Origin of the sequence: Enorma phocaeensis (assembly GCF_016901575.1) — a bacterium.
Taxonomy (GTDB): domain Bacteria; phylum Actinomycetota; class Coriobacteriia; order Coriobacteriales; family Coriobacteriaceae; genus Limicola; species Limicola phocaeensis_A.
In genome coordinates this window covers 1-22439 of the sequence record NZ_JACJKQ010000014.1, presented here as the reverse complement: position 1 = coordinate 22439, position 22439 = coordinate 1, and the positions used below count along the sequence as shown (strand labels likewise).

Below are 22439 nucleotides of genomic sequence, written 5' to 3'. Positions count from 1 at the left end.
AATAATCGTCTGCGACAACCTTGCGTGTCGCGGCAAGGGGATGAGAAGGGGCGCGCATGACGGCGCACGAGCTTCACGACGGCTTTGGCCGCGGTATCACCTACCTGCGCATTGCCGTCACGGATAAATGCAACTTCCGCTGTGTGTATTGCATGCCTGAGGGGGGCGTTCCCCCGCGGGCCCATGGCGAGCTGCTTTCTGCCGAGGAGATCGCGCGTTTTGTGCGGCTTGTCGCGCCCGAGGGCATCAGCCGCGTGCGCCTGACGGGGGGAGAGCCGCTCGTGTCGCACCGGATCGTCCCGCTGGTGCGCGAGCTGCGATCCATTCCCGGTATCGAGGACATTTCGCTCACCACCAACGGGGCGCTTCTGCCGCGTCTCGCGCCGGAGCTCAAAGACGCCGGACTCGACCGCGTCAACATTTCGCTGGACACCCTCGACCCTGAGCAGTTTTCCGCCATCACTCGCCTGGGGCGGCTCGAGCAGACGCTCGGCGGCATCGACGCGGCGCTGAGGTGGGGCTTCGAGCCGGTCAAGGTGAACTGCGTGGTGGTTCGCCGGCTTCATCAGGATGTGTGCGGCCTGGCGCGGCTCTCGGTCGACCGTCCCGTTCACGTGCGCTTTATCGAATACATGCCCATCGGTGACGAGCGCACCGGTTCGACGCGGGCGCACGACGCGCTCGACACCTCGGGACCCCACTGCCTGGGCGGCATCGACGTGAACGCTTGGGACGCAAGCGACACCGTGCCGTCCTTAGGGCTGCGCGAGCGCATCTCTAAGGAGGCGCTCGGCCTTGGTCTGGGCGCATTGGAGCCGGTGGATGAGGGGGCCACGCCCTCGGGTGCGGGGCCTGCGCGGTACTGGAGGTTTCCCGGCGCGGCGGGGACCGTCGGCTTTATTTCCGCGATGTCGAACCATTTCTGCTCGCGCTGCAATCGCATGCGTCTGACGGCGGACGGGGCCATTCGCCCCTGCCTGTTTTCGGATGCGGAATACTCGGTGCGCGACGCGTTGCGCGCAGGAGACGACGAGCGGGTGCTCGCCGTGTACCGCGACGCAATCGCACATAAGCCGCAGGAACACGAGGTCATTGCAGGAACCGAGCGCTTCATGTCGCAGATCGGCGGCTAGCCGCTGCGGGCAGGGCCTCTGCTGGCCTGCCGTTCTACGGTGCTGGATGCGGCAGCGCATGGATGATGATGCGGAAAATGTATCAGATTAATAGTTTTGACCACATGAGCAGAGACAAGCGAATCGTATGGACAATGTGCACCTAGTGGCAACGCGACTTGGGCGCAGCTGGGCGGCACCCGGTTGGTTTTCCGCGCCGGGCCTCATTCCGCCCCGCCGAGCCGCTGATTCCGTGGGCACGATCCTCGCTGCCGGGCCTGGGAGCCGTCGGGGAATCCCGCGACCTGCCCGCCGTGGCGGGAACGTGCCGCTTCGGGCTACAATCTTGGCACGGAGTCTTGAAGCAACGGCCATGGAGGTTCGCATGGATGCTCGCAACAACACACCCGCCGCGGCGCCCGGCGCGCGCGACGCGTATCGCGACACGTTGACGCATGTGGACGAGCGTGGCGACGTTCGCATGGTCGACGTCTCGGAAAAGGTCGAGACCAAGCGCATCGCCATCGCCGAGGGCAGCATCCTCATGCATCCCGAGACGCAGGCCATGGTGCTCGAAGACCGTGCCAAGAAGGGTGATGTGCTGGCATGCGCGCGCGTCGCGGGCATTATGGCGTCCAAGCGCACAAGCGACCTCATCCCCATGTGCCACCCGCTGATGATCACCAAGAGCAAGGTGGACATTCTGCCCATCGCGCCCGCCGGGGTCGCCCGTGAAGGCTGGGCGCCGGCGCGCGAAGACGGTCGCGTGGGCTTTCGTGTCCGTGCGACCTGTGGCGTGACGGGCGTGACGGGCATCGAGATGGAGGCCCTGACGGCGGCGAGCGTGGCGTGCCTCACCATATATGACATGTGCAAGGCCGTCGATCGCGGCATGGAGGTCGTGGACGTTCGCCTGCTGAGGAAAGAGGGAGGCAGAAGCGGCCTTTGGGAGCGTGGCGGGCAGGGTGCCCTCGAGGCGTCGGAGTCCGTGGCGGCAGCCGACGGTCCCGTCGTGCAGACGGCCGGAACGTCGACTTCCGGGGTTGCGTATGCGGATGCGGCAGGCGCCTCCTCCTCAGGGCCGCTGGCCTCCACGCACATGCAGGACGGCGCGGCGTCGGCTGACGACGTGGCGCGGGCCGTGCCCTGCGCGCCAGACGTGGCGTCGGCATCCGTGGCGTGCGACATCGCCGGCCGGCCGGTCGCCGCATCCGCCGCGCCTGCCGCGGCGCATGCTCCGGCCATCGCCTTTGTCGGCTACCAGAACTCCGGCAAGACCACGCTGGTCGAGAAGGTCATCAACATCTTGACGGCGCGCGGCCTGCGCGTCGGCTCGATCAAGCACCACGGCCACGCCGGCTTTGATATCGATGTGCCCGGCAAGGACTCTTGGCGCCATGCCCAGGCGGGGAGCCGCCATGTAGGCCTCATCTCGGCAGACCGATATGCCGAGTATGCCGACACGTCGGAGGAGTTTCCCCTGGAGCGCATGCTCGAGCGCTACACAGATGTCGACGTGGTGATCGTCGAGGGATACAAGACGGCGGGACTTCCCAACTTTGTCGTGGCGAGGTCCGGGGTCGACCGACGCCATCGGGCAAGCTCGGTTGATTTGGTCGACGAGCACACCATCGCGCTTGCCTGCAACGACGTCGTTGCGCGGCAGGCGGCGGACAGCGTCAGGACGGTCGACATCAACGACGCCCGCGCCGTGGCCGACTTGGTTCGCGAGGCGCTCTCGGGGCTCGCGTAGCTCAGAAGGCGTTGCCGCGTGCTACCATGTGCTGCATGCGCGGCACCGGGGCCGCGCGCTTTGGATGCGTGAGGGAGCGGGCATGGGAGATTGATGTCGAGAGATGCTGAACGTTTAGGGCGAGCGGCTTGTCCGCCGTCCGGTATCGACTCGACAGGAGGACTATGCGCATCCAATCTAGCTCTCAGCATGGCCTGCGCGCTCTCTCGCCCGAGGCTCGTCGCCTCGTCGCCATGCGCTTCCTTGTCTATGTGGGCATCCAGGCAAGCTACTTCATAGGCGTGCTGGGCACCCTTACCTACGCCCTGGGGTCAGACGCGCTGGACACCGCGCTCGCCGTCGCCTTTATGAACGCGTGCCTGATCGTGGGGTCGTTTGCAGGCGGCTCCCTGTTGGACGCCTGGGGGCCGCGCCGGCACTTCGTGGTTGCCGTCGGGGGCCTTGTCACCGCGTCGCTGTACTTTCTCACCACCGATGGAACCGCCGCGCGCATCATCTTGGGTGCCGCGCTCCTAGGCTTCATGATCGGCCTCACCGATGTGATCGCGCGCTCATATCCTGCCCACCTGACCGGTGACGCGCGCGAGCTCAAGCGGATCAACGGGGCCATTTCCGCCGCGTCGAACATCGGCGTCGTGGTGGGCCCGCTCGTGGGCGGCGCCATCGCCTCGGTTGCGTCGTCAAAGAGCGTGTTCGTGTTCACGCTTGTCGCGTCGCTGGCGGCGCTCGTTCCCTGGGCGGGATTCAGGGCAACCCGCGGCGTCCATGCCGACATCGGCGCTGCCGCGCACAAGACGGAAGGGGGTGTGCGTCAAGAGGACGCGCAGCAGCGGTCGTCTCTGAAGGCGGGCGTTCGCGCGGTCGCGGCGTCGGCCCCGCTTACCCTGCTTTTCTGGGTCGGCTTCCTCTGCTTTTTGGGATATGGCGCCTTCGACCCCCTTGAGTCGCTCTTCTACCGCGACGTGCTGCGCGTGGGCGTGTCATGGATGGGATGGCTTTCTGCGGCGGCGGGCGTGGGCGCCATCTTGGGCGCGCTTGTCGCCATGAGGCTGCCGGGGCGCTTTGTGAGCTTTGCGACGCTGCTCGTCGTGCAGCTGTGCGAGGGGATGGGGTGCCTCATATACGTGGGCACGTCGTCGGCGGCGGTGGCGCTTTTGGGCCAGGTGATCTTGGGCTGCGCGTTTGGCGCGTTTACGCCCCTGCAGAACACCCTCATGCAAAAGCACGCCCCGCTTGTCGTGGTGGGCAGGGTGAGCTCCATCATGAACTTCGGCTTTAACGTCGCAGGCGTGTTGCCGCTGCTTGCGGCGCCCTGGCTCGCCGAGCAGCTTGGCGTGCAGGGCGCCCTGATCGCTGCGAGCCTGGTGGTGACGGTCATGCCGATACTCATCATGGCCTCGGCGCGCGAACGGGTGCGTCGCATCGACCATGCGTAGGCACAACGTAGACAGGTGTGTGCAGGTTGCGCTCCTTGTATGGGGGACCTGCGCGTTCGTTTCGTTTTAGGTGCTTGGCGGTCGTATGCGGCGTCATCGGCGCGGGGAATCGGGTAGTATGAGGCCAACCAAGCTCATTCGCGGCGGCCGGTCCCGTGCACGGGAGGCCACCGGGCGGCTACGTTAGGAGTGAACATGAACGAACTCGAGCACATCGATGGCCCGATCGTTGCCGAGCGGCCAGCAGGAAGGCTGGTCTCGCGCGGGCTGTACAACCTGGTTCTTACCGGTTTGGTCCTGGTGTCGTTTGCGGTTATGGCGACGTGCTCGTACGTCACCTCTACCGCGGACTTCATCATCTATATCGGCAACCACGCCCTTGCGTTTACGATCGGCAGCGTGGTGCTGTCGATCGCGGGCATCATCGCCATGTCGGTCGGCCGCGCCAAGGAGAGCCTGCCGGTGAGCCTGGCGGGTTTTGCGCTCTTTACCCTTACGTTCGGCTTCTCCACGTCGTTCATCCTGTCGGCGTATTCCCTCGAGGCCATCTCAGTTGCCTTTGGGGCCACGGCCGGCATCATGGTGGTGTTTGGGGCGGCGGGCTTTTTGTTCCCGCGCTTCTTCGCCAAGATCCAGGGCGTGCTGGTGACGGCCCTGCTGGCCATCATCGTCGTCGAGCTCGTGCTTGCGCTCATGGGCGTGCACCAGAACATCCTGGACATGGTCGTGGTGCTGGTCTTCTGCGGCTTCATCGGCTTTGACGTGTACCAGTCGCAGGCGGTGGCGCCTACGCTCAACAACGCCGTGTGGTATGCGGTCGAGCTGTACCTTGACGTCATCAACGTGTTCGTGCGCCTGCTGGCGATTATTGGCGACAACAAATAGCGGTAATGCACATGTTGCCGGGATGACCCCGGCGGCTCGGGGGCGATGGGTGACATCGCCCCCTTCTTTTTGGAATGTCGGGTTTGCTTGTAAAGAAGCCTTCAGGGCGTTGCGGGGGCGTCTCGTCGTAGCCATGCCTTGCCTTCTTTCGGACAAAAAGCATCCTCATCTATATGCATGGCGAGGAGGGGCGACACGGCACCGGTTTGGCAGTCGGGGACGCGTTGCGGGGACGTGCTGCGAGTACATTTCGCCTTCGAGACGCGAAAACTGGCCGTTTTTGATACATGCGAACGATTGGGAGCAGCCGTGGGGTCGCATCATGAAAAGTGGGCACGGCTTTCGTGCAAGGTGTGGTGCATTTGAAAAAATGCAGTGAATAAAGTGGCACAATTTGGAAGAATAGATGTATACCGCTACGTATAGCATCATCGTGCAGCAATGGCCGGCGCCGCGGGTAGGCCGATATCGTTCGTATGTATCAAAAACGGCCAAAATATTAAAATCAAATTGAAAAAATGCTCAATGTCCGGCTTCTATACTTAAAACGCTCTGCATGGAGCGCTCGGAGGCGATCTGATGCCGTCGGCTCTGCCGCGAGGTCACGCGCGCTCGACGCCCGGGAGGCTCGAGTAGGGAAGAGTCCGCTCGAGGAACTGCTCGCAGGCGTCGTAGCGCCGCGCAAACAGGCAGCTATACAGGGCGTCGAGCACAAACTGCACCGCGATGTGGCTCGCAAACTGCGTGATGCGCTCCTGCAGGTCCTCACGGTCGCTTACGGGGAGGTAGACGGTCAGTCCTGGGTTTCGCTTCGCCGCGGCGGGCGTTCCGATAAACACCACGGGCACCCGCTGGTGCACGAGCAGCGGTATGAGCCGCTTGAGGTGGGGGTTCAGCCCAGAGTAGGAGATCACCACCGCCACGTCGCGCTCATCGGAGGCGAGGGCGCGCCGAAGCTGCCGCTCGTCGCGCTCGTGGCAGCTCGCCTCGATGCCTGCCGAGATGAGCCGTTCGAAGAACATTTCCGCCGGAAAGAGGTTGTGCGACTGCGTGTAGACATCGATGCTCCGCGCCCGGTCGAGAAGCTCGGCGGCCCGGTCGAGTGCTCGCGGGTCGAGCATCTCAAGCGTGTCGGCAAGCGTCTCTTCGTACAGCGCGCGCATGTGGGGCAGGATGGTCGATGCCCGCTCTTCCGCCATGAAGGGGAAGTTGATGTCGACAGACGCGTTGCGCCCGGCGTCTGCGGAGGCGCGCGCGAGCTCTACCTTCAGCTGCTTGAAGCCGTCCAGCCCGAGCTTCTTGCAAAACCGGTGGACGGTGGCGATGGACACCGACGCCATGCGCGAGAGCTCTTTGATCGAGCATTCTTGCACGCGGTCTCCCAGTGCGAGGACCACGCTTCCCAGCTGCTGCTCGGCCGGGGTGAACCCCGCCGCCTCGCGAATGCCCCGCTTGATATCCATGGCAGCCTCCCTTGCCGCGCATAATGGAACGCCCTGCTGCCTCATCATCGTATCAAACGTATCAAAACGTATCAACGAAGTGCCACACAACGCTGTGACCTCTGAAAAGACGTATCCATTTGGTTGATACGTAGATACGTCGAGCGCCTGAGGGGGCATACTGTTGCCAAGGCGAGACGACGGGCGACACACCGGTGTCAGCACTCCGGCGGATCCGGAACGCGGGGCCGATCGTGTCGCCTTGGCGGCGCGACGCAGACGGGCGGGAGCCTCGTTCTGACGTCGCAAGATGGAAAGGAGTTTGGAGAACCATGGGCAAGGCATTTCCTAAAGGTTTCTACTGGGGCGGCGCGACGGCGGCCAACCAGCTCGAGGGCGCATGGGACGTCGACGGGCGCGGGCCCAGCGTGGACGACCACTTCCTCGGCGGCTCGGTGGACACCCCGCGCGAGATCACGATCAAGATCGACCCGGACCGCTTCTACCCCAACCACGACGGCATCGACTTCTACCACCGCTATGAGGAGGACATCACGCTCTTCGCCGAGATGGGCTTCAACATGTATCGCATGTCCATCGCGTGGAGCCGCATCTTCCCGAAGGGCGACGAGCTGGAGCCCAACGAGGCGGGCCTGGCGTTCTATGACAAGGTCTTCGACTGCTGCCGCGCGCACGGCATCGAGCCGCTGGTGACGCTCTCCCACTACGAGATGCCCTATCACCTGGTCGAGAAGTACAACGGCTGGGAGAGCCGCGAGCTCATCGAGCTCTTCGAGCGTTACGCGAAGACCGTGCTCGACCGCTACCACGACAAGGTCCGCTGGTGGCTCACGTTCAACGAGATCAACCTCGGCGCGTCCGCTGCCGGCGCGCTCTTTGAGACGTCGATGATCCGCGGCTTCGAGGGCCCGGGCTCCGAGGTCAAGGTCACGCCGCAGCAGTGCTACCAAGCGCTCCACCACCAGTTCGTGGCCTCGGGCCGCGTGGTGCGCTATGCCCACGAGCACTACCCCGAGCTCAAGATGGGCAACATGGACTGCTTCATCCTCACCTACGCCGCCACGTGCGACCCGGCCGACGTCTGGGCCAACCAGGCCGAGATGGACCGCATGAACTGGTACTGCTCCGACGTGCAGGTGCGCGGCGCCTACCCGTACTACGCGCGGCGCTACTGGCGCGAGCACGACGTGGAGCTGGACGTGCGCGACGGCGACCTCGAGGACATCGCCGCGGGCAAGGTGGACTTCTACACCTTCAGCTACTACATGTCCAACACGGTGACCACGCACGGGGACGCCGAGGTCACGGGCGGCAACATGGTCTCCGGCGGCAAGAACCCCTACCTGGAGAGCACCGACTGGGGCTGGCAGGTGGACCCCACGGGCCTGCGCATCGCCCTCAACCAGATCTATGCGCGCTACCAGATCCCGATGATGGTGGTGGAGAACGGCATGGGCGCGCTCGACGAGGTGGTCGTGGAGGACGGCGAGAAGCGCGTGCACGACCAGTACCGCATCGCCTACCTGAAGAAGCACGTGGCCGCCATGGCCGAGGCCGTGGACGACGGCGTAGACCTTATCGGATACACTTGGTGGGGACCGATCGACCTCGTGTCCGCCGGCACCGGCGAGATGCGCAAGCGCTACGGCTTCATCTACGTGGACAAGCACGATGACGGCACGGGCGACTACAGCCGCCTCAAGAAGGACAGCTTCTACGCCTACCAGAAGATCATCGCGTCCAACGGGGTCGAGGGCCTCGACTAGCTGGTCATTTGGGGACGGGGTCGTTTCAACCACTTTTGGCAATTTGGGGACGGGCTTGTTTTGACCACCATCCGTCTGGCTGCAGGCGCCGTGGCAGGCAGGGCCGTCCCCTGCGGCGGGCCATGCCGCCGCGCGGCAGACGGACAGGCGCCTAGAGAAGGAGAGAACCATGAGGATCGAACACGTGGCGCTGTATGTGGAGGACCTTGTCGCCGCGCGCGACTTCTTTGTGCGCTACTTCGGCGCGACAGCTAATGACGAGTATCACAACCAGCGCACCGGGTTTCGCTCGTACTTCCTCACTTTCGAAGACGGGGCGCGCCTCGAGGTCATGACCAAGCCCGAGGTGGGCGGCCGCGCCTCCGAGGGCGTGGACCTCTCCGTCGAGCGGATGGGCTTTGCCCACCTGGCGTTCTCGGTGGGAAGCGCCGAAGAGGTCGACGCGCTCACGGAACGTCTCGTCGCCGACGGCTACGCGGTGCTCAGCGGTCCTCGCACCACCGGCGACGGCTACTACGAGAGCTGCGTCGCAGGACCCGAGGGCAACCGCATCGAGATCACGGTATAGCGCCACTCCGTTCCCCGCCCGACATCGCCCGCCTTGGCGCGCGGCCCCGCGCACCGGGCCCTGTCGGGCGGAGTCTTTCTATTCAACGCACGCGTGCTGTCACGGAGTTCGTCGCGGGGGCGGGGTAGGGGGCAAGCATGTCAGATACAAAGGTCGTCTTCCTCGATGTCGACGGCACCATCACCACCTATGAAAACGTCATTCCCGCCTCGGCGAAGCGGGCCATCGGGCAGGCGAGGTCCCGCGGCCACAAGGTGTTCATGTGCACCGGCCGCAGCAAGGCGGAGAACCCGCCCGAGCTCCTCGCCATCGGCTTCGACGGCATGATCGGCGGCAACGGGGCATATGTCGAGGTGGATGACACGGTGGTCATGCACCAGCATGTCACGGCCGAGCAGTGCCGCCGCATCGTCGACTGGTGCCACGGGCGCGGCCTCGAGTTCTATCTCGAGAGCAACAACGGCCTCTTCGCGAGCGAGCATTTTCGCGAGAAGGCACGTCCGGTGCTGCGCCTGTATGCCGGGCGCAAGGGCGTGGAGAACGCCGAGACCCTCGAGACCGACGACGTCATGCACGGCATGATCTACGGCGGCGAGCTCTATCGCGACGATGTGAACAAGGTGAGCTTCATCCTCTCGAGCTACCAGGACTACCTCGACGCGGTCGAGGAGTTCTCCGACATGAAGGTGGGCACGTGGGGAGGCGCCGGCGAGACGTCCGCGTTCTCTGTGGCGTGCGATGCGAGCTTGAATGCAAAGGAAGCGCGAGCCTGGCCTATCTTCCGTCGTCTTGCATAAGCGAGCTGCGGCGCCGGCTCGGCGAGGTCCGAGGCGGAAGCTTGTCGGGGTCGGGCACGGCGGCCGGCACGGGCTCGTCGACGTGTCCGCGCCACCAGCCGCCGACGAAGTCATCGGTGCGAAACACGTTGATCACCACGCCGGGGTCGACCTCGCGCACGAGCCGGATGATGTCTTCGGACTCGTAGGTGGAGACCACGGTGTGCAGCAGGTACATCTTCTGACGGCTGTATCCGCCAATGACCTCGGCGCAGCTGATGCCGTGCTGGAAGCGCGCGATGTAGGCATCCATGACCTCGGTGGCGTGACGCGTGGTGATCTGCAGCGTCACGCGGTCATAGCGATGGTAGAAGCTGTCGAGCGACTTCGTCGAGATGAACTGGAACACAATCGAATAGGCGGCGTGGTCCCAGCCAAACAGCGCGCCAAAGATGACGATGAGCGCGCAGTTGCCGGCAAACACGAACTCCCAGATGGTCTTGCCGGTTCGGTTGGCAACGAGCAGCGCGATAAAGTCGGTGCCGCCGGTGGAGGCGCCCGCCTTCAGGGCGATGGCGATAGAGAGGCCCGAGATGAATCCGCCGAACACCACGAGCATGATCTTGTCGCCCAGCAGCGGCTCAAAGTGGAGCACGCGCAAGAAGAACGCCGCAAGCACGACCTGTAGCGTGGAGAACACCACGAAGCGCTTCGAGATGCGGCTCCAGCAGATGAGCGCGAGCGGGATGTTGAGGGCGAGCATGCCCAGGTCGGTGGACAGGCGCACGCCGCCCAGCGAGGTGATGCGGTCGACAAGGACGGCGATGCCGGTGAAGCCGCTCGGCAGCAGGTTTGCCGGATTGACGAATGCTTGGATGAGAAACGCCTGCAGGAGGGCGGACACCACGACGGCCACGGCGGTGATGATGCGGCGAATGACCGTGAGGCGCGCCAGCTCGAGCGCTCGATCGGTGATGGAATCGGTGGTGGGGCGCATGAATCCTCCTCAGGCTGGCATGGGCGCTATAATGCTCGCGATATCAGACAGTACATGACAGGAGGTCACTTTGCCAGAGGGTACGCGCGACGCCGTGTTTGTTCAAGCGCTCGAGACCTTGAAGCGCTACTTTGGCTATACCTCCTTCCGGCCGGGCCAGGACCGCATGGTCGAGGCGATCCTGTCGGGTCGCGACGCGCTCGGCGTCATGCCCACCGGCGCGGGCAAATCCATCTGCTACCAGGTTCCGGCGCTCATGCTGGCCGGCATCACGCTGGTGGTGTCGCCGCTCGTCTCCCTTATGGCCGACCAGGTGCGCTCGCTCAAGGCGGCGGGCGCCCGCCCCGCGTATCTCAACTCCACGCTTACCTTTGGCCAGCAGAACACCGTGCTCAAGCGGGCATCCGAGGGCTGGTACCAAATCATGTATGTGGCTCCGGAGCGCCTCTCGGACCCGCGCTTTTTGGACTTCGCCCGGCGCGCGGCAGCACCGGGCGGCCTGGGCGTTCCGCTGGTCGCCGTCGACGAGGCGCACTGCGTGTCGCAGTGGGGTCAGGATTTCCGCCCCGCATATCTGGCCATCTCCGATTTCGTCTCAGCGCTGCCGCAGCGTCCGGTGCTTGCGGCCTTTACCGCCACGGCGACCGAGCGCGTGCGTGCCGACATCTCGGCCATGCTCGGCCTTCGCGCGCCCGAGACGGTGGTGACGGGCTTTGACCGCACCAACCTGTATTTTGGGGTCGAGGAGCTCGGTGATAAGGCGAAGCTCGTGCGCATTCGCGACTATGTGCTGGAGCATGCGCAAGAAAGCGGCATCGTCTACTGCTCGACCCGCAAGGCGGTCGACGAGCTTGCCGCCGAGCTGGGGCGCGCCCTGGGGCCGGTCGGCGTGCGCGTTGGGCGCTATCACGCCGGCATGGCCCCCGAGGAGCGTCGCCAGGCGCAGGAGGCCTTCATCTGCGACGACATGCCGGTCATCGTGGCGACCAACGCCTTCGGCATGGGAATCGACAAGCCGAACGTACGCTACGTGATCCATCACAACGTGCCAGAGAGCATCGAGGCGTATTACCAGGAGGCCGGCCGCGCCGGTCGCGACGGCGACCCCGCGTCGTGCCTGCTGCTTTGGAACGGCAACGACTTCCGCATCCGTCGCTTCCTCATCGACCAGGAGCGTGACGACGACGCTTTGGACCAAGAGCAGCGCGAGCAGGCTCGCAGCAACCGCTTTCGCCTGCTTGGGCAGATGGAGGGCTACTGCAAGACCACCGGCTGCCTGCGGGAGTACATCCTGCGCTATTTTGGAGACGAGGCGGCGGGCTCGCCGGGGCATGCAACCGAGCCCGTCCCCGTGGACCCGCAGACAGACGTATCCATGGCTGCGGTTTTGCCGGCTGCCCGTGTGCGCGCCGGCGGAACGTCAGACGCGGTTGCGGCTTCGCACGGCTGCGGGAACTGCTCGAATTGCCTGACGTCGTTTGAGGTGGAGGATGTGACCGACGCCGCACGGGCCGTGGTCCGCTTTGTGGCGGCGCGCCCCGCACGCTTTGGAAAGACGGTGATTGCCGACGCGCTGCACGGCGCGGACAACGAGCGCGTCCGGTCCTACCATCTGGATGAGGCGGGCGGGTACGGCGAGCTGGCCCAGGTTCCGGCGGCGCGTGTGCGAGAGATCATCGATCAGCTCGCTGGACGCGGGTACCTGAGCATCTCGCAGGGGCAGTATCCGGTGGTTGGCCTGGGTCCACGTGCCGCCGAAGCGCTTGCCGACTGTGCAGATGACCCTTCTGTTGCCGGCGCATGGGCGGAGCTTGCGGCTGCGGGCAATCTCGATGCGGGGGCTGCCCGCGAGGGGGAGCCCTTCACCTTTACCATCAAACGCCGCGCCTCCAAGCGCGCGACGGGGCGTGTGAGGCGTGCCGTCGATCTGCTGCGCGAAGAGGCGGCCTTGGATGCGCGTCCGCGTATCGGCGATGATGCCGAGCTGTTTGAGCGCCTGCGCCTTCTTCGGCGCGAGCTTGCTGACGAGCGGCATGTTCCGGCGTATGTGGTGTGCAACGACGCCACGTTGCGCGGACTCACCCGCAGGCGCCCGCATTCGTACGACGAGCTGCTCGAGGTCTCGGGCATCGGAGAGCGCAAGGCGCAGGAATATGGCGAGGTGCTGCTTGATGCCATCGCCCAGTTTGAGGCGGAGCACTAGGGCCCGGGCTTCTTCTGGTCGTTTCTGCCGCGAGCTGGGCAGAGCATGCGCACGATGGGGGACGACATGGTCAAAAGTGGCGTGCGCTGGGCAGAGAACACGCGAACGAAGTCGTTGCTTGGTCAATCATGGCGATCGCTGGGTATGGATGCTGCGGATCGGGTGCGCCGTCTCGCCTAGATCTAGGCAGAGGTGCCCAGAGGTCGACATGATTGACCATCGGCGTCGGTCGGTCGCGTCCATCGTGCCCAGGGCACGCCAGAATTGACCACAGAGCCTGACTATTTGCAGGCGGCATGCCCAGCTCGCAAGGGATATGACCGCCACGTCCGCGCGGTATAATCACCTCGGAATCCTGGCGGGTGATAACGCAAGCTGCGAGTCTCCGCCAAAATGCCGTCGGAGGAGGCCCCAACCATGTCCACATCCACTCCGCTCGATGCCGCCCAGGCTGCCGATGCCGCATTCAAGGCGGTCCAGGGCAAGCCGTTCCCCAGCGACATATTCGTCGCTCCGCATCTGCGCTGGGCCGTGATCGGCTGCGGCGCCATCGCCAACCAGATGGCTCAGACCATGGCACTCGCCGGGCGGAAGCTGGCGGGCGTCGCAAACCGCACGAAGGGCAAGGCGGTGGAGTTTGCCGAGCGCTATGGCGTCGAGCGCGTGTTCGACAGCTTCGAGGAGCTCTATGCCAGCCCCGACATCGACGCCGTGTACATCACCACGCCGCACAACACCCATATCGCGTTCCTGCGCGAGGCGCTTGCCGCCGGCAAGCACGTGCTGTGCGAAAAGGCCATCACGCTGAACAGCGCCGAGCTCGCCGAGGCGCGTGCCATCGCCGCCGAGCACGGCGTGGTCCTCATGGACGCCACGACCATCTTGCACATGCCGCTCTATACCAAGCTGCTCAAGCGCGTCTCGACCGGAGAGTTTGGCGCGATGAACTTGGCGCAGGTCAACTTTGGCAGCTACAAGGAGTATGGCGACCTGACCAATCGCTTCTATAATCCCAGGCTCGCCGGCGGCGCCATGCTGGACATCGGCGTGTATGCGCTCAGCGCGGCCCGACTCTTTATGGCAAGCCACCCCGACGAGGTGGTCTCGCTTGCCAACCGCGCTGCGACCGGCGTGGACGAGACGAGCGGATTTGTGACGCGCAATGCCGAGGGCCAGCTGGGCGTCTTCTCGCTCTCACTTCACTCCAAGCAGCCCAAGCGCGCCATGATCAGCTTCGACAACTGCTATCTCGAGATCAACGACTACCCGCGCGCCGACCGCGCCGAGATCGTTTGGACCTCTGACGGGCATCGCGAGATCGTCGAGGAGGGCGAGGAGGCCTACGCGCTTGCCTACGAGATGGCCGACCTCGAAGCCGCCGTTGCGGGGGACGAGTCGAAGCTCAAGCTGATCGACTATGCCGCCGACGTCATGGACACCATGACGCGCCTTCGCTACGACTGGGGCGTCTACTATCCCGAAGAGGCCGAGCTCGCCCAGGCGGCGGGCGTCGCGGTCGCTGGGGAATAGGCCCGCGGCCGCGTGAGCGCCTGCCGAGAAGTGGGCCCGCGACGGCGCCCACGCCCGGGGGCGCCGCATGCCGGCAGAGATTTGAATACGAGGACGTACCGGCGGGGGCAGCGCGAGGAAGGTTGCTCCCGCCGCCGCTTGACGAGCGTCTTTGTGCGTGAAAAGATAGAGCGCGCACCGCTTGTGACCTGCGATGCGCTGTTTCAAGCACATAGAGGAGCGCCGCCATGCCCATCCGCATTCCCGACGCCCTGCCCGCCACCCAGGCGCTCGAGGGCGAAAACATCTTTGTCATGACCGAGTATCGCGCCATCCATCAGGACATTCGTCCGCTGCGCGTACTCATCTTGAACCTCATGCCTACCAAGATCGCCACCGAGACGCAGATCATGCGCAAGCTTTCCAACACGCCGTTGCAGATCGAGGTGGAGCTGCTCCGCACCCAGAGCCACGACTCGAAGAACGTCTCGGCCCAGCACCTCGAGACCTTCTACCGGACGTTCAGGGAGGTCGAGCACGAGCACTTCGACGGCCTCATCATCACGGGCGCGCCTGTTGAGCAGCTGGACTTTACCGACGTCGACTATTGGCCCGAGCTCGAGCGCATCATGGATTGGTCGACGACCAACGTCCACTCGACGCTGCATATTTGTTGGGGTGCGCAGGCGGGGCTCTTCCACCACTACGGCATCCAGAAGCATGAGCTGCCCGCGAAGCTCTCCGGTGTCTACGAGCACCAGCTGGTCAAGCGCCAGTCGCCGCTCGTGCGCGGCTTCGACGATCGCTTCTTCGCCGTGCACTCGCGCTACACCGAGGTGCGCGAGGAGGACGTCGCCTCTCACCCCGACCTCGAGATCCTGGCGACGTCAAAGGTTGCGGGGCTCTACATTGTGAAGAGCGTCGACAGCAGACAGTTCTTCGTATTTGGACACCCCGAGTACGATGCCGATACGCTCAAGCTCGAGTATGAGCGCGACCTGGCGCGCGGCATCGACCCGGATATCCCGGTGAACTACTTTCCCGATGACGACCCCACAAGGGAGCCGCTCAACACGTGGTGCAGCCAGGCGCAGCTGCTCTATACCAATTGGCTCAACTATTACGTGTACCAGACGACCCCTTACGACATCCGCAAGGTCGGCCGCAACGCCCGCGCCATGGCGGGGCTTGTGTAGGCTGGGACGCGAGCGCAATTATGTGATGCAATTTGGACGCTAAGACGACGTCCTGTTGCAAAATGGCCGCTAACACCGCCTGGAGGGGGAGTTAGCGGCCATTTTGCAACACAAGTGTCTTTTGGGCGTCCATTTTGCAGCAGAAGTTTATTGGGTGGAGCGCGCCTCGGCCGGTCGGGTCGCGTCATGGCCGTCGCCGCGCGGGAGCAGGGCCCTGCGCGGCGACGGCGTCGTCGGCGTAAGCGGTGTGCCGGCACACAACGGCTAGCCGAGCAGGTCGACCACGTTCCAGTCTGCCGAGCTGGCCTCGATGATCTCGCGCCCTCCGAAGATGCAGCGAGGGGCCTCGCGTGCGACGCGTGAAACGGTCTCACCGAGCTCGCGCAGGCGCTCGGGGGTGGCGGACAGCATCTCGGAGCGAACCTTGTCGCGGAAGTCTACGGGGCGCTGCGAGAAGTACTCGGCGTTGCGACGCTTGGTGAGGGCGAACGGCTTGACGGGGGCGTCGTGGCTCGAGACCGAGGAGACGATGAAGCCCTCGAATGCCTCGGGCGCGGGCTCGAAGCTGCCGAGCCAGGCGCCGGAGCGCGCAATGCGCTCGAGCGACGGGTCGATGGCGGGGTCGCGATAGGTGTAGAAGGCAAGCTGGCGGTCGACCATTGCGCGGAAGCCGCAGCCGTAGGCGCCTCCCTTGACGCGGATCTCGTTCCAGAGGTAGTCGTACGACAGGGCGTTTGCCGCCACGCCCCAGCTGCCGTCGGTGGCGATGCCAAGTGCGCGCGGGTCGGTCGCCTGGGCCAGGTAGCACACGTCGCTGGGGATGACGAACGCCTCGCGCCGGGGTTCGGGCGCAGGGACGTAGAGCTCCTTGGCGGGCGCGGTGCGCGGGGAGAGCCCCAGGTCTCCCGCGGCGTCCCAATAGCGGCGAAGGTCTGCCTCGCTGCCGGTGAAGCTCACGACGGTGCCGCTCGAGGTGAAGATGCGCTCCTGCAGCTCGCGAAGCTTCGCCACGAGGTCGTCTTTTCGCTCGTCGAAATGCTCTACGAGATCGCGCAGGAAGCGATAGAAATCGACGCCTCCAAGCTGCTCGGATACCACGGCTGCGGGCGATACGTAGGAAAGCGAGCGGGCGAGCGCCGCCTGGTGGCCGGCGGTGATGAACGTCTGCTCCATCCCGATCTTCAGCTGGGTGAGGACATCGCGCATGCGGTCGGTGTCCTCAAAGCGGGTCTCCGCCCACACCTCGCGCGGGATGTCGGCAAGCGCGCCGACTTTCTCGGAGAGCGCGCCTGCGGAGACCAAGAGCACCGGCCGCGCAAGGCGCCAGTTGCCCTGCTGGAACACCTCGGTGGTGAACGAGAGGAAGCCCAGGTTCGAAGCTATGTAGCTGTCGAGCTCGGATGCCGAGCGGCGCTTGGTGGCAAGCTGCTGCATGAGGCGCGCGAGCACCTTCACATAGGGAAGCTCGGCGTAGCTCACGTGGCTGAGGTCGAAGTAGATGAGCGCATAGGCGAGGCGCCGGGTGGGCAGGTGATGCACAAGGCACGGCACGGGGGTGCGGGTCTCGACGATGAGCGGCGGCTCCTGGCGCACGCTCCCGATGTCCGAGACGTGCAGGCGGGGCAGGGTCGCCTTTGCCTCGGGGGTATCCTCTGCCTCCTGGGCGGCGCGCAGCTCGTCGACATCACGCAGGACTCCCTCGAGCTCGTCGTCAGACAGGGAGCTTTTCAGGGCGGCGAGCTCGGCAGCCTCGAGGGATGCCGGGGTCGCGTCCGCCTCGTCGCGGTCGGCATCGGAGGACGCGGCCTCGGTGCCCGCCGCGCCGTCTTCATCGACAAGGGTGGGGATGAGTTCGACAAGCGCGCAGTGGTTGCTCTCGAGCACGAGCTCGGAGAGCAGGCGCTCGAAGTAGTCTCCTGCAAGCGCCTCGCGCAGCTCGGAGAAGATGCCGGCGGCCTTGAGCGCGAGCGTGGCGGCATCGTCGTCGTAGAGCCAGGTGGTGAGCGCCTCGCAGGCAAGCACGACGCCGTCGGCGGTTCCGTAGTCGCGCTGGCGCAGGGCGTACTCGTTGCTCGAGATGACGGCCTCGAGCCGGTCGCGCGGGATGCCCGCGTCGACGAGGGCGCGGCACTCGTCCTCGATGGTCTGGCGGAAGGCGCGGGCCGCGTCGGGCTTGGCGTTTTGCAGGATGATGAGCTCATAGGGCTGCAGGCACGCGTTCGAGGTGTAGCTCAGCACGTTGCCGCCCAGCCCGGTGGCGATGACGGCCTTTTTCACCGGCGCCTCGTTGGAGCCCAGCAGCGCCTCGAAAAGCACGTCGGCGGCGATGATGCGCTTGGTGTCGCAGGCGTCGCCGAGCACATAGGCCATGCCCGCGAGGGCGTTGTCGGGCGTGGTGGCCATGCGCTCGCGGGCCAGCTCGCACACGACCGGCCGCTGGCGGGCGAGCGGGTTGGGGGAGCAGGCTCCGTCGTGGCGGGGCATGCTGGGGGAGCCCTCGGGCGGAACGCGCCAAGAGGCGCTGTCAGAGCGCGCCTCGTCGCACAGGTAGCGCTCGTCCAGGAAAGCGAGCTCGCGGCGGACGTCGGCGAAGTCTCCGTACAGCACGATGTAGCTGTTCGGCAGGTTGTAGTGGCGCGCGTGGTTGTCCAAAAACGCCTCGTAGGTGAGCGAGGGGATGGCGCGCGGGTTGCCGCCCGACTCGAAGGCGTAGGCGGTGCCGGGGAACAGCTCGCGCATGATGGCGTTGTCCAGCACGTCGAGCGGATCGGAGAGGGCGCCCTTCATCTCGTTGAACACCACGCCGTTGTAGCGAAGCGATCCGTCTCGCGGCGCGCCGCCTTCGGGCACATCGAGCTCCAGGTGCCATCCCTCTTGCTCGAAGATGGCGCGCTTGTGCCAGATGGCAGGGTTGAGCACCGCGTCCATGTAGACGTCCATGAGGTTGATGAGGTCTTGCTCGTTGGTCGACGCCACCGGATAGACCGTCTTGTCGGGGTAGGTCATGGCGTTGAGGAAGGTTTGCATGGAGCTCTTGATGAGGTCCACGAACGGTTCCTTCACGGGGAACTTCTTAGAGCCGCAGAGCACCGAATGCTCAAGGATGTGGAAGGTGCCGGTGTCGTCGGCAGGGGGAGTCTTGAAGGCGATGGCGAAGGCCTTGTTCTCGTCGTCGCAGGCGAGGTAGAGCAGGCGGGCGCCGCTTGCGGTGTGGCGCATCACAAAGGCGTCCGCGTCAAGCTCGTCGATCGCCTCGTGGGCCTCGACGGCAAAGCTGCAGGTGGATGTTCCCGGGGCAAGCATGCTCGCGGCGGCCTCGCGTGCCGAGGGGCGTGCGTGGGCGGATTCGGCGGCGTCTTCGCCTGCATGGTCGGTGCCTCCGCCGGCATCAGCGCTTCCGCCGGAGGGCGAGCCTGCTGCATGCGGGGCTTTTGCTGCGGCGGCATGAGCGTGCGTCGTGGGCAGGGGCGGCGCTGAAAAGAGCGCGTCGCCATGGGGACTGAGCGAGTTGTTCACGGTTGCTCCCTCAAGGTTGGATGTCGTACTGGACAAGCTTATACCCCGATCGCGCCCTTCCGGTCGAAGGCGCGCGAGTTGTCGGGAGCGCGCGGCTTCAAACGTCCTCCACAGGTCTCCCGACGTTTTCCGAGGGCGTGCTTTAGCTCAAAAAAGCGCAGGTCAAAGCTTTAACGCAAGTTTGTCAAACCCTGTTTTACCCTGTGGGATCTTGCGTTATGGTAAGACGCCCGGGGAATGGTTGGCGAGAAGGGGGATGCCGTGGAGAACGAGTCGATAGGCGTTGAGGACGCGCGGCATCGCTATGGGTTTGACGCCGCCTCGCGCAGGCATCGTCGCGCTTCTCGCGAACGATCCAACGCCGTCCATGACCGGCGTGCGCTCGGAGGCGTGCTCGCCACGCTTTTCGGCGGGTTGTTCTGGGGCTTCTCGGGCACCTGCGCCGACTTTCTCTTCGAGAACTACGCCGTGGACACGCTCTGGCTCATGTGCATGCGACAGCTGGTGTCGGGCCTGCTGTTCTTGGCGATCATCCTCATGCACGACCGCGAGCGTCTCGTGGCGCTTCTCACAAATCGACGCCACATGCTGCTCATGGTGGTGTTTTCCGCCTCGGGCGTGCTGCTCAACCAGCTTGGCTATCTCATGGCCATTCGCATCACAAACGCGGGTACCGCTACCGTGCTGCAGTGCCTTCAGCTCGTGATCATCATGGTGTACGCCTGCATCACCTCGCGCCGCGCGCCGCGCAAGCGCGAGCTCATGGGCGTGGTGCTGGCCTTGGTGGGCACCTACCTGTTGGCGACCGGCGGTGATCCCAGCACCATGGCCATCCCGCCCGAGGGGCTCGCCATCGGCCTGCTGGCCGCCGTCGGCGCCGCCTGCATGTCGATCATCCCCACGCGCACCCTGCTCCCTGCATACGGGGCTTCGGTCGTGACGGGAACCGGAATGCTCATGTCGGGCATCGTCACCACCGCCTTCATCCAGCCGTGGGCGCATATGCCCGCGCTCGACACCATGGGGTGGGGAGCGTTTTTCGTGCTCGCCGCCGTGGGGTCGTGCCTTGCCTACTCGCTGTATATGCACGGCGTGAAAGAGATCGGCTCGATGCGTGCGAGCCTCATCGGCACGGTCGAGCCGGTGTCCGCCGCCGTGACGAGCGCGCTCGTGCTGGGCACGGTATTCACAGGGACGGACGTCGTGGGTTTCGCCTGCATCATCCTCATGGTGTTTTTGACCGTCTAGCGGCGCGCATCTGCAGCTGCTGTCCGCCGTGTGCGACGAGTCCAAGTTGAATATGAGACGGGCGCCCCGGCTGCGGTCGGGGCGCCTGCGTCTTGGGGCCGATGTCCTCGGGCGCGTCGGCACCCGCAAGCTCGGCTCAGCGGACCTCGAAGGGCGTGTCCTCGCCGCGCGAGAAGGCGATGAGCGCCTCGGTGGTGCTGCGAACCATATGCTCCACGTCGGTCTCGGTGTAAAAGGCCATATGCGGAGAGACGATCACATTGGGGAATGCCTCCAGCATCGCGCGGTCGCGGTTGGGCAGCGCCTCCAGGCTCTTGTCTCGATAGTAGAGGTTCGCCTCGTGCTCGATGGTGTCAAGGGCGGCACCGCCCAGGTGTCCCGACTCGATGGCGTCGATGAGCGCGGCGGTGTCCACCAGGCTTCCTCGCGCGGCGTTGACGAGGACGGACCCCTCGCGCATGAGCGCGAGCTCGCGCCGGGCGATCATGTGATGGTTCTCCGCGAGGCCCGGGGCATGCAGGGTCACCACATCCGATGACGCCAGCAGCTCGTCGAGGTCGACGTACTCGACAAGGCCTCGCAGGTCATCGCGGGGGTACGGGTCAAAGGCAAGCAGGGAGCAGCCAAAGCCCGCAAGGACGCGCGCCACGCGGCTGCCGATGGCGCCGGTTCCCACCACGCCCACCGTGCACGACGCAAGGTCGCGGCCCATCTTGCCCTCGAGGCCGAAGTCCTGCGCGGCGGCATGCCGAAACACGAGCTTGACCTTGCGCAGGGCCATAAGGATGAGCATCACCGTGTAGTCCGCGACGCCCTCGGGCGGGTAGGCTGCGTGGGCGACGCGCATCCCCAGGCTGTGGGCATAGGCGACGTCCACATGGTCGTAGCCTATCGAGCGCGTGGCGATTCCCTTGATGCCGAGCCTGCGATAGGCGTCGAGCAGCGGCGGCGTCATGGGGTTGGTGATGATGTTGAGCATGTCGGCCCCGGCGGCGAGTTCCACGTTGCTGAGCGTGGGATAGTCGGGCGTCCAGCCGTACTCGAAGCCGAGCTCTCGGCTGAGCCGGTCGAGCACCACGAGTTCGTCGAAGGGGCGCAAAGCGAACGCGAAGATCTTCATAGGGTCCTTTCAAGGCGGCGGGGCGAAAAGCCGATGGCGCGGTTTCGCTAGAGGCTGTAGAGCTCGCGGAACTTGCGCTCAAGGTAGGCGCAGTAGTGCGAGGCGTCGAACGGCGAGCCGCAGGCCTCGACCATGAGCTGCTCGGCATCTTTGCCGCGGCCCCAGCGCCAGATCTTTTCACGCAGCCACGTCGCGATGGGACCAAGCTCGCCCGCGGCAAGGGCGCGGGCGACGTCCACGCCGTCTTCGAGCATGGCGTCGAGGAACTGCGCGCCATAGGCGCTGCCCAGCGCGTAGCTGGGGAAATAGCCAAAGCTTCCGCCCGACCAATGGGTGTCCTGCAGGCAGCCGCGAGCGTTGTCCGGCACGTCGAGCCCCAGGTAGTCGCGGGTGAGCTTTGCCCAGAGCGCTGGGATGTCGCGCGCGGTGGCCTCTCCCGAGAACAGCATGCGCTCGATGTCGTAGCGCAGCATGATGTGCAGCGGATAGGTGAGCTCGTCGGCATCCATGCGGATGAGGCCGGGCTGGGCGCGGTTGGCGGCGCGATAGAGGTCGTTCTCGGAAACGTCCGCATAGGCTTCGGGGGCATGGCGGCGCATGACGGCAAGCAGGGGCCCCATGAAGGCGCGCCCGCGCCCGACGTAGTTCTCGAAGAAGCGCGACTGGCTCTCGTGGATGCCCATGGAGGTGCCGTGCGCCACGCAGGTGTAGTCATAGATCGGGTCGACGTTCTGCTCGTATATGGCGTGCCCGCCCTCGTGAAGCACCGAGAACACGCTATTCATGGCGTCGTCTTCGTAGATATGGGTGGTCACGCGCACGTCGCCCGGCGCGAAGCCGTCCGAGAAGGGATGCTCCACGCAGTCGAGGGCCTGTCTCTTATACACATCT

At 65.2% G+C, this 22439-nt stretch carries 15 protein-coding genes and 1 pseudogene; 11 read left to right on the top strand and 5 right to left on the bottom strand.

Going from position 1 to position 22439, the window contains the following annotated elements; genetic code table 11:
• Nucleotides 1-56: 56 nt before the first annotated feature.
• The 4 genes from H6A15_RS07615 (at nucleotide 57) to H6A15_RS07600 (ending at nucleotide 5186) form a co-directional block, all read left to right on the top strand.
• Nucleotides 57-1133, top strand: coding sequence for a GTP 3',8-cyclase MoaA (locus H6A15_RS07615; protein ID WP_204673152.1), 1077 nt, complete (start codon nucleotides 57-59; stop codon nucleotides 1131-1133).
• A 364-nt stretch (nucleotides 1134-1497) separates the two neighbouring features.
• Nucleotides 1498-2865 carry a cyclic pyranopterin monophosphate synthase MoaC gene (gene moaC, locus H6A15_RS07610; RefSeq protein ID WP_204673151.1) on the top strand — a complete coding sequence of 456 codons (1368 nt, stop codon included), beginning with the start codon at nucleotides 1498-1500 and terminating at the stop codon, nucleotides 2863-2865.
• 164 nt (nucleotides 2866-3029) lie between these two features.
• A complete protein-coding gene (locus H6A15_RS07605) occupies nucleotides 3030-4301 on the top strand; it encodes an MFS transporter (RefSeq protein WP_204673150.1) in 1272 nt (423 codons plus the stop codon).
• Between the two features lie 195 nt (nucleotides 4302-4496).
• Nucleotides 4497-5186 (top strand): Bax inhibitor-1 family protein, encoded by a 690-nt coding sequence (locus H6A15_RS07600; protein ID WP_204673149.1) that lies wholly within the window; start codon nucleotides 4497-4499, stop codon nucleotides 5184-5186.
• A 602-nt stretch (nucleotides 5187-5788) separates the two neighbouring features.
• Here the strand turns inward: H6A15_RS07600 and H6A15_RS07595 are convergent.
• A complete protein-coding gene (locus H6A15_RS07595; RefSeq protein ID WP_204673148.1) occupies nucleotides 5789-6649 on the bottom strand; it encodes a MurR/RpiR family transcriptional regulator in 861 nt (286 codons plus the stop codon).
• A gap of 311 nt (nucleotides 6650-6960) precedes the next feature.
• Between H6A15_RS07595 and H6A15_RS07590 the strand changes: the two genes are divergently transcribed.
• From H6A15_RS07590 to H6A15_RS07580, 3 genes are all read left to right on the top strand, one after another.
• Entirely contained in the window at nucleotides 6961-8415 is a 1455-nt protein-coding gene (locus tag H6A15_RS07590; RefSeq protein WP_204673147.1) for a glycoside hydrolase family 1 protein, read from the top strand.
• Nucleotides 8416-8584: 169 nt separating this feature from the next.
• Nucleotides 8585-8983, top strand: a complete 399-nt coding sequence (locus H6A15_RS07585) for a VOC family protein (RefSeq protein ID WP_204673146.1) — start codon at nucleotides 8585-8587, stop codon at nucleotides 8981-8983.
• 137 nt (nucleotides 8984-9120) lie between these two features.
• Complete coding sequence (locus H6A15_RS07580; protein WP_204673145.1) at nucleotides 9121-9780, top strand: HAD hydrolase family protein; 660 nt, start codon at nucleotides 9121-9123, stop codon at nucleotides 9778-9780.
• On the opposite strand, the gene H6A15_RS07575 is transcribed toward H6A15_RS07580, so the two are convergent.
• A complete protein-coding gene (locus H6A15_RS07575; protein ID WP_204673144.1) occupies nucleotides 9758-10756 on the bottom strand; it encodes a YitT family protein in 999 nt (332 codons plus the stop codon). The two genes, H6A15_RS07580 and H6A15_RS07575, sit on opposite strands and share 23 nt — an antisense overlap.
• Before the next feature lie 70 nt (nucleotides 10757-10826).
• On the opposite strand from H6A15_RS07575, the gene H6A15_RS07570 reads away from it, so the two are divergent.
• From H6A15_RS07570 to metA, 3 genes are all read left to right on the top strand, one after another.
• Entirely contained in the window at nucleotides 10827-12959 is a 2133-nt protein-coding gene (locus H6A15_RS07570; protein ID WP_239462452.1) for a RecQ family ATP-dependent DNA helicase, read from the top strand.
• Nucleotides 12960-13376: 417 nt separating this feature from the next.
• On the top strand, nucleotides 13377-14489 hold the full coding sequence (locus H6A15_RS07565; RefSeq protein WP_204673143.1) for a Gfo/Idh/MocA family protein: 1113 nt from the start codon (nucleotides 13377-13379) through the stop codon (nucleotides 14487-14489).
• A gap of 227 nt (nucleotides 14490-14716) precedes the next feature.
• The gene (gene metA / locus H6A15_RS07560) at nucleotides 14717-15664 is read left to right on the top strand and encodes a homoserine O-acetyltransferase MetA (RefSeq protein WP_204673142.1); all 948 of its coding nucleotides are present in this window, start codon (nucleotides 14717-14719) and stop codon (nucleotides 15662-15664) included.
• Nucleotides 15665-15928: 264 nt separating this feature from the next.
• Here the strand turns inward: metA and H6A15_RS07555 are convergent, their stop codons facing one another.
• On the bottom strand, nucleotides 15929-18967 hold the full coding sequence (locus tag H6A15_RS07555; RefSeq protein WP_204673175.1) for an insulinase family protein: 3039 nt from the start codon (nucleotides 18965-18967) through the stop codon (nucleotides 15929-15931).
• A gap of 474 nt (nucleotides 18968-19441) precedes the next feature.
• Between H6A15_RS07555 and H6A15_RS07550 the strand changes: the two genes are divergently transcribed.
• Nucleotides 19442-20428, top strand: coding sequence for a DMT family transporter (locus H6A15_RS07550; RefSeq protein WP_342635831.1), 987 nt, complete (start codon nucleotides 19442-19444; stop codon nucleotides 20426-20428).
• Between the two features lie 136 nt (nucleotides 20429-20564).
• On the opposite strand, the gene H6A15_RS07545 is transcribed toward H6A15_RS07550, so the two are convergent.
• Together H6A15_RS07545 and H6A15_RS07540 are read right to left on the bottom strand one after the other, a co-directional pair.
• The gene (locus H6A15_RS07545; protein WP_204673140.1) at nucleotides 20565-21548 is read right to left on the bottom strand and encodes a D-isomer specific 2-hydroxyacid dehydrogenase family protein; all 984 of its coding nucleotides are present in this window, start codon (nucleotides 21546-21548) and stop codon (nucleotides 20565-20567) included.
• 47 nt (nucleotides 21549-21595) lie between these two features.
• Nucleotides 21596-22439 (bottom strand): annotated as a pseudogene (locus H6A15_RS07540) (carboxypeptidase M32); the annotation flags it as partial.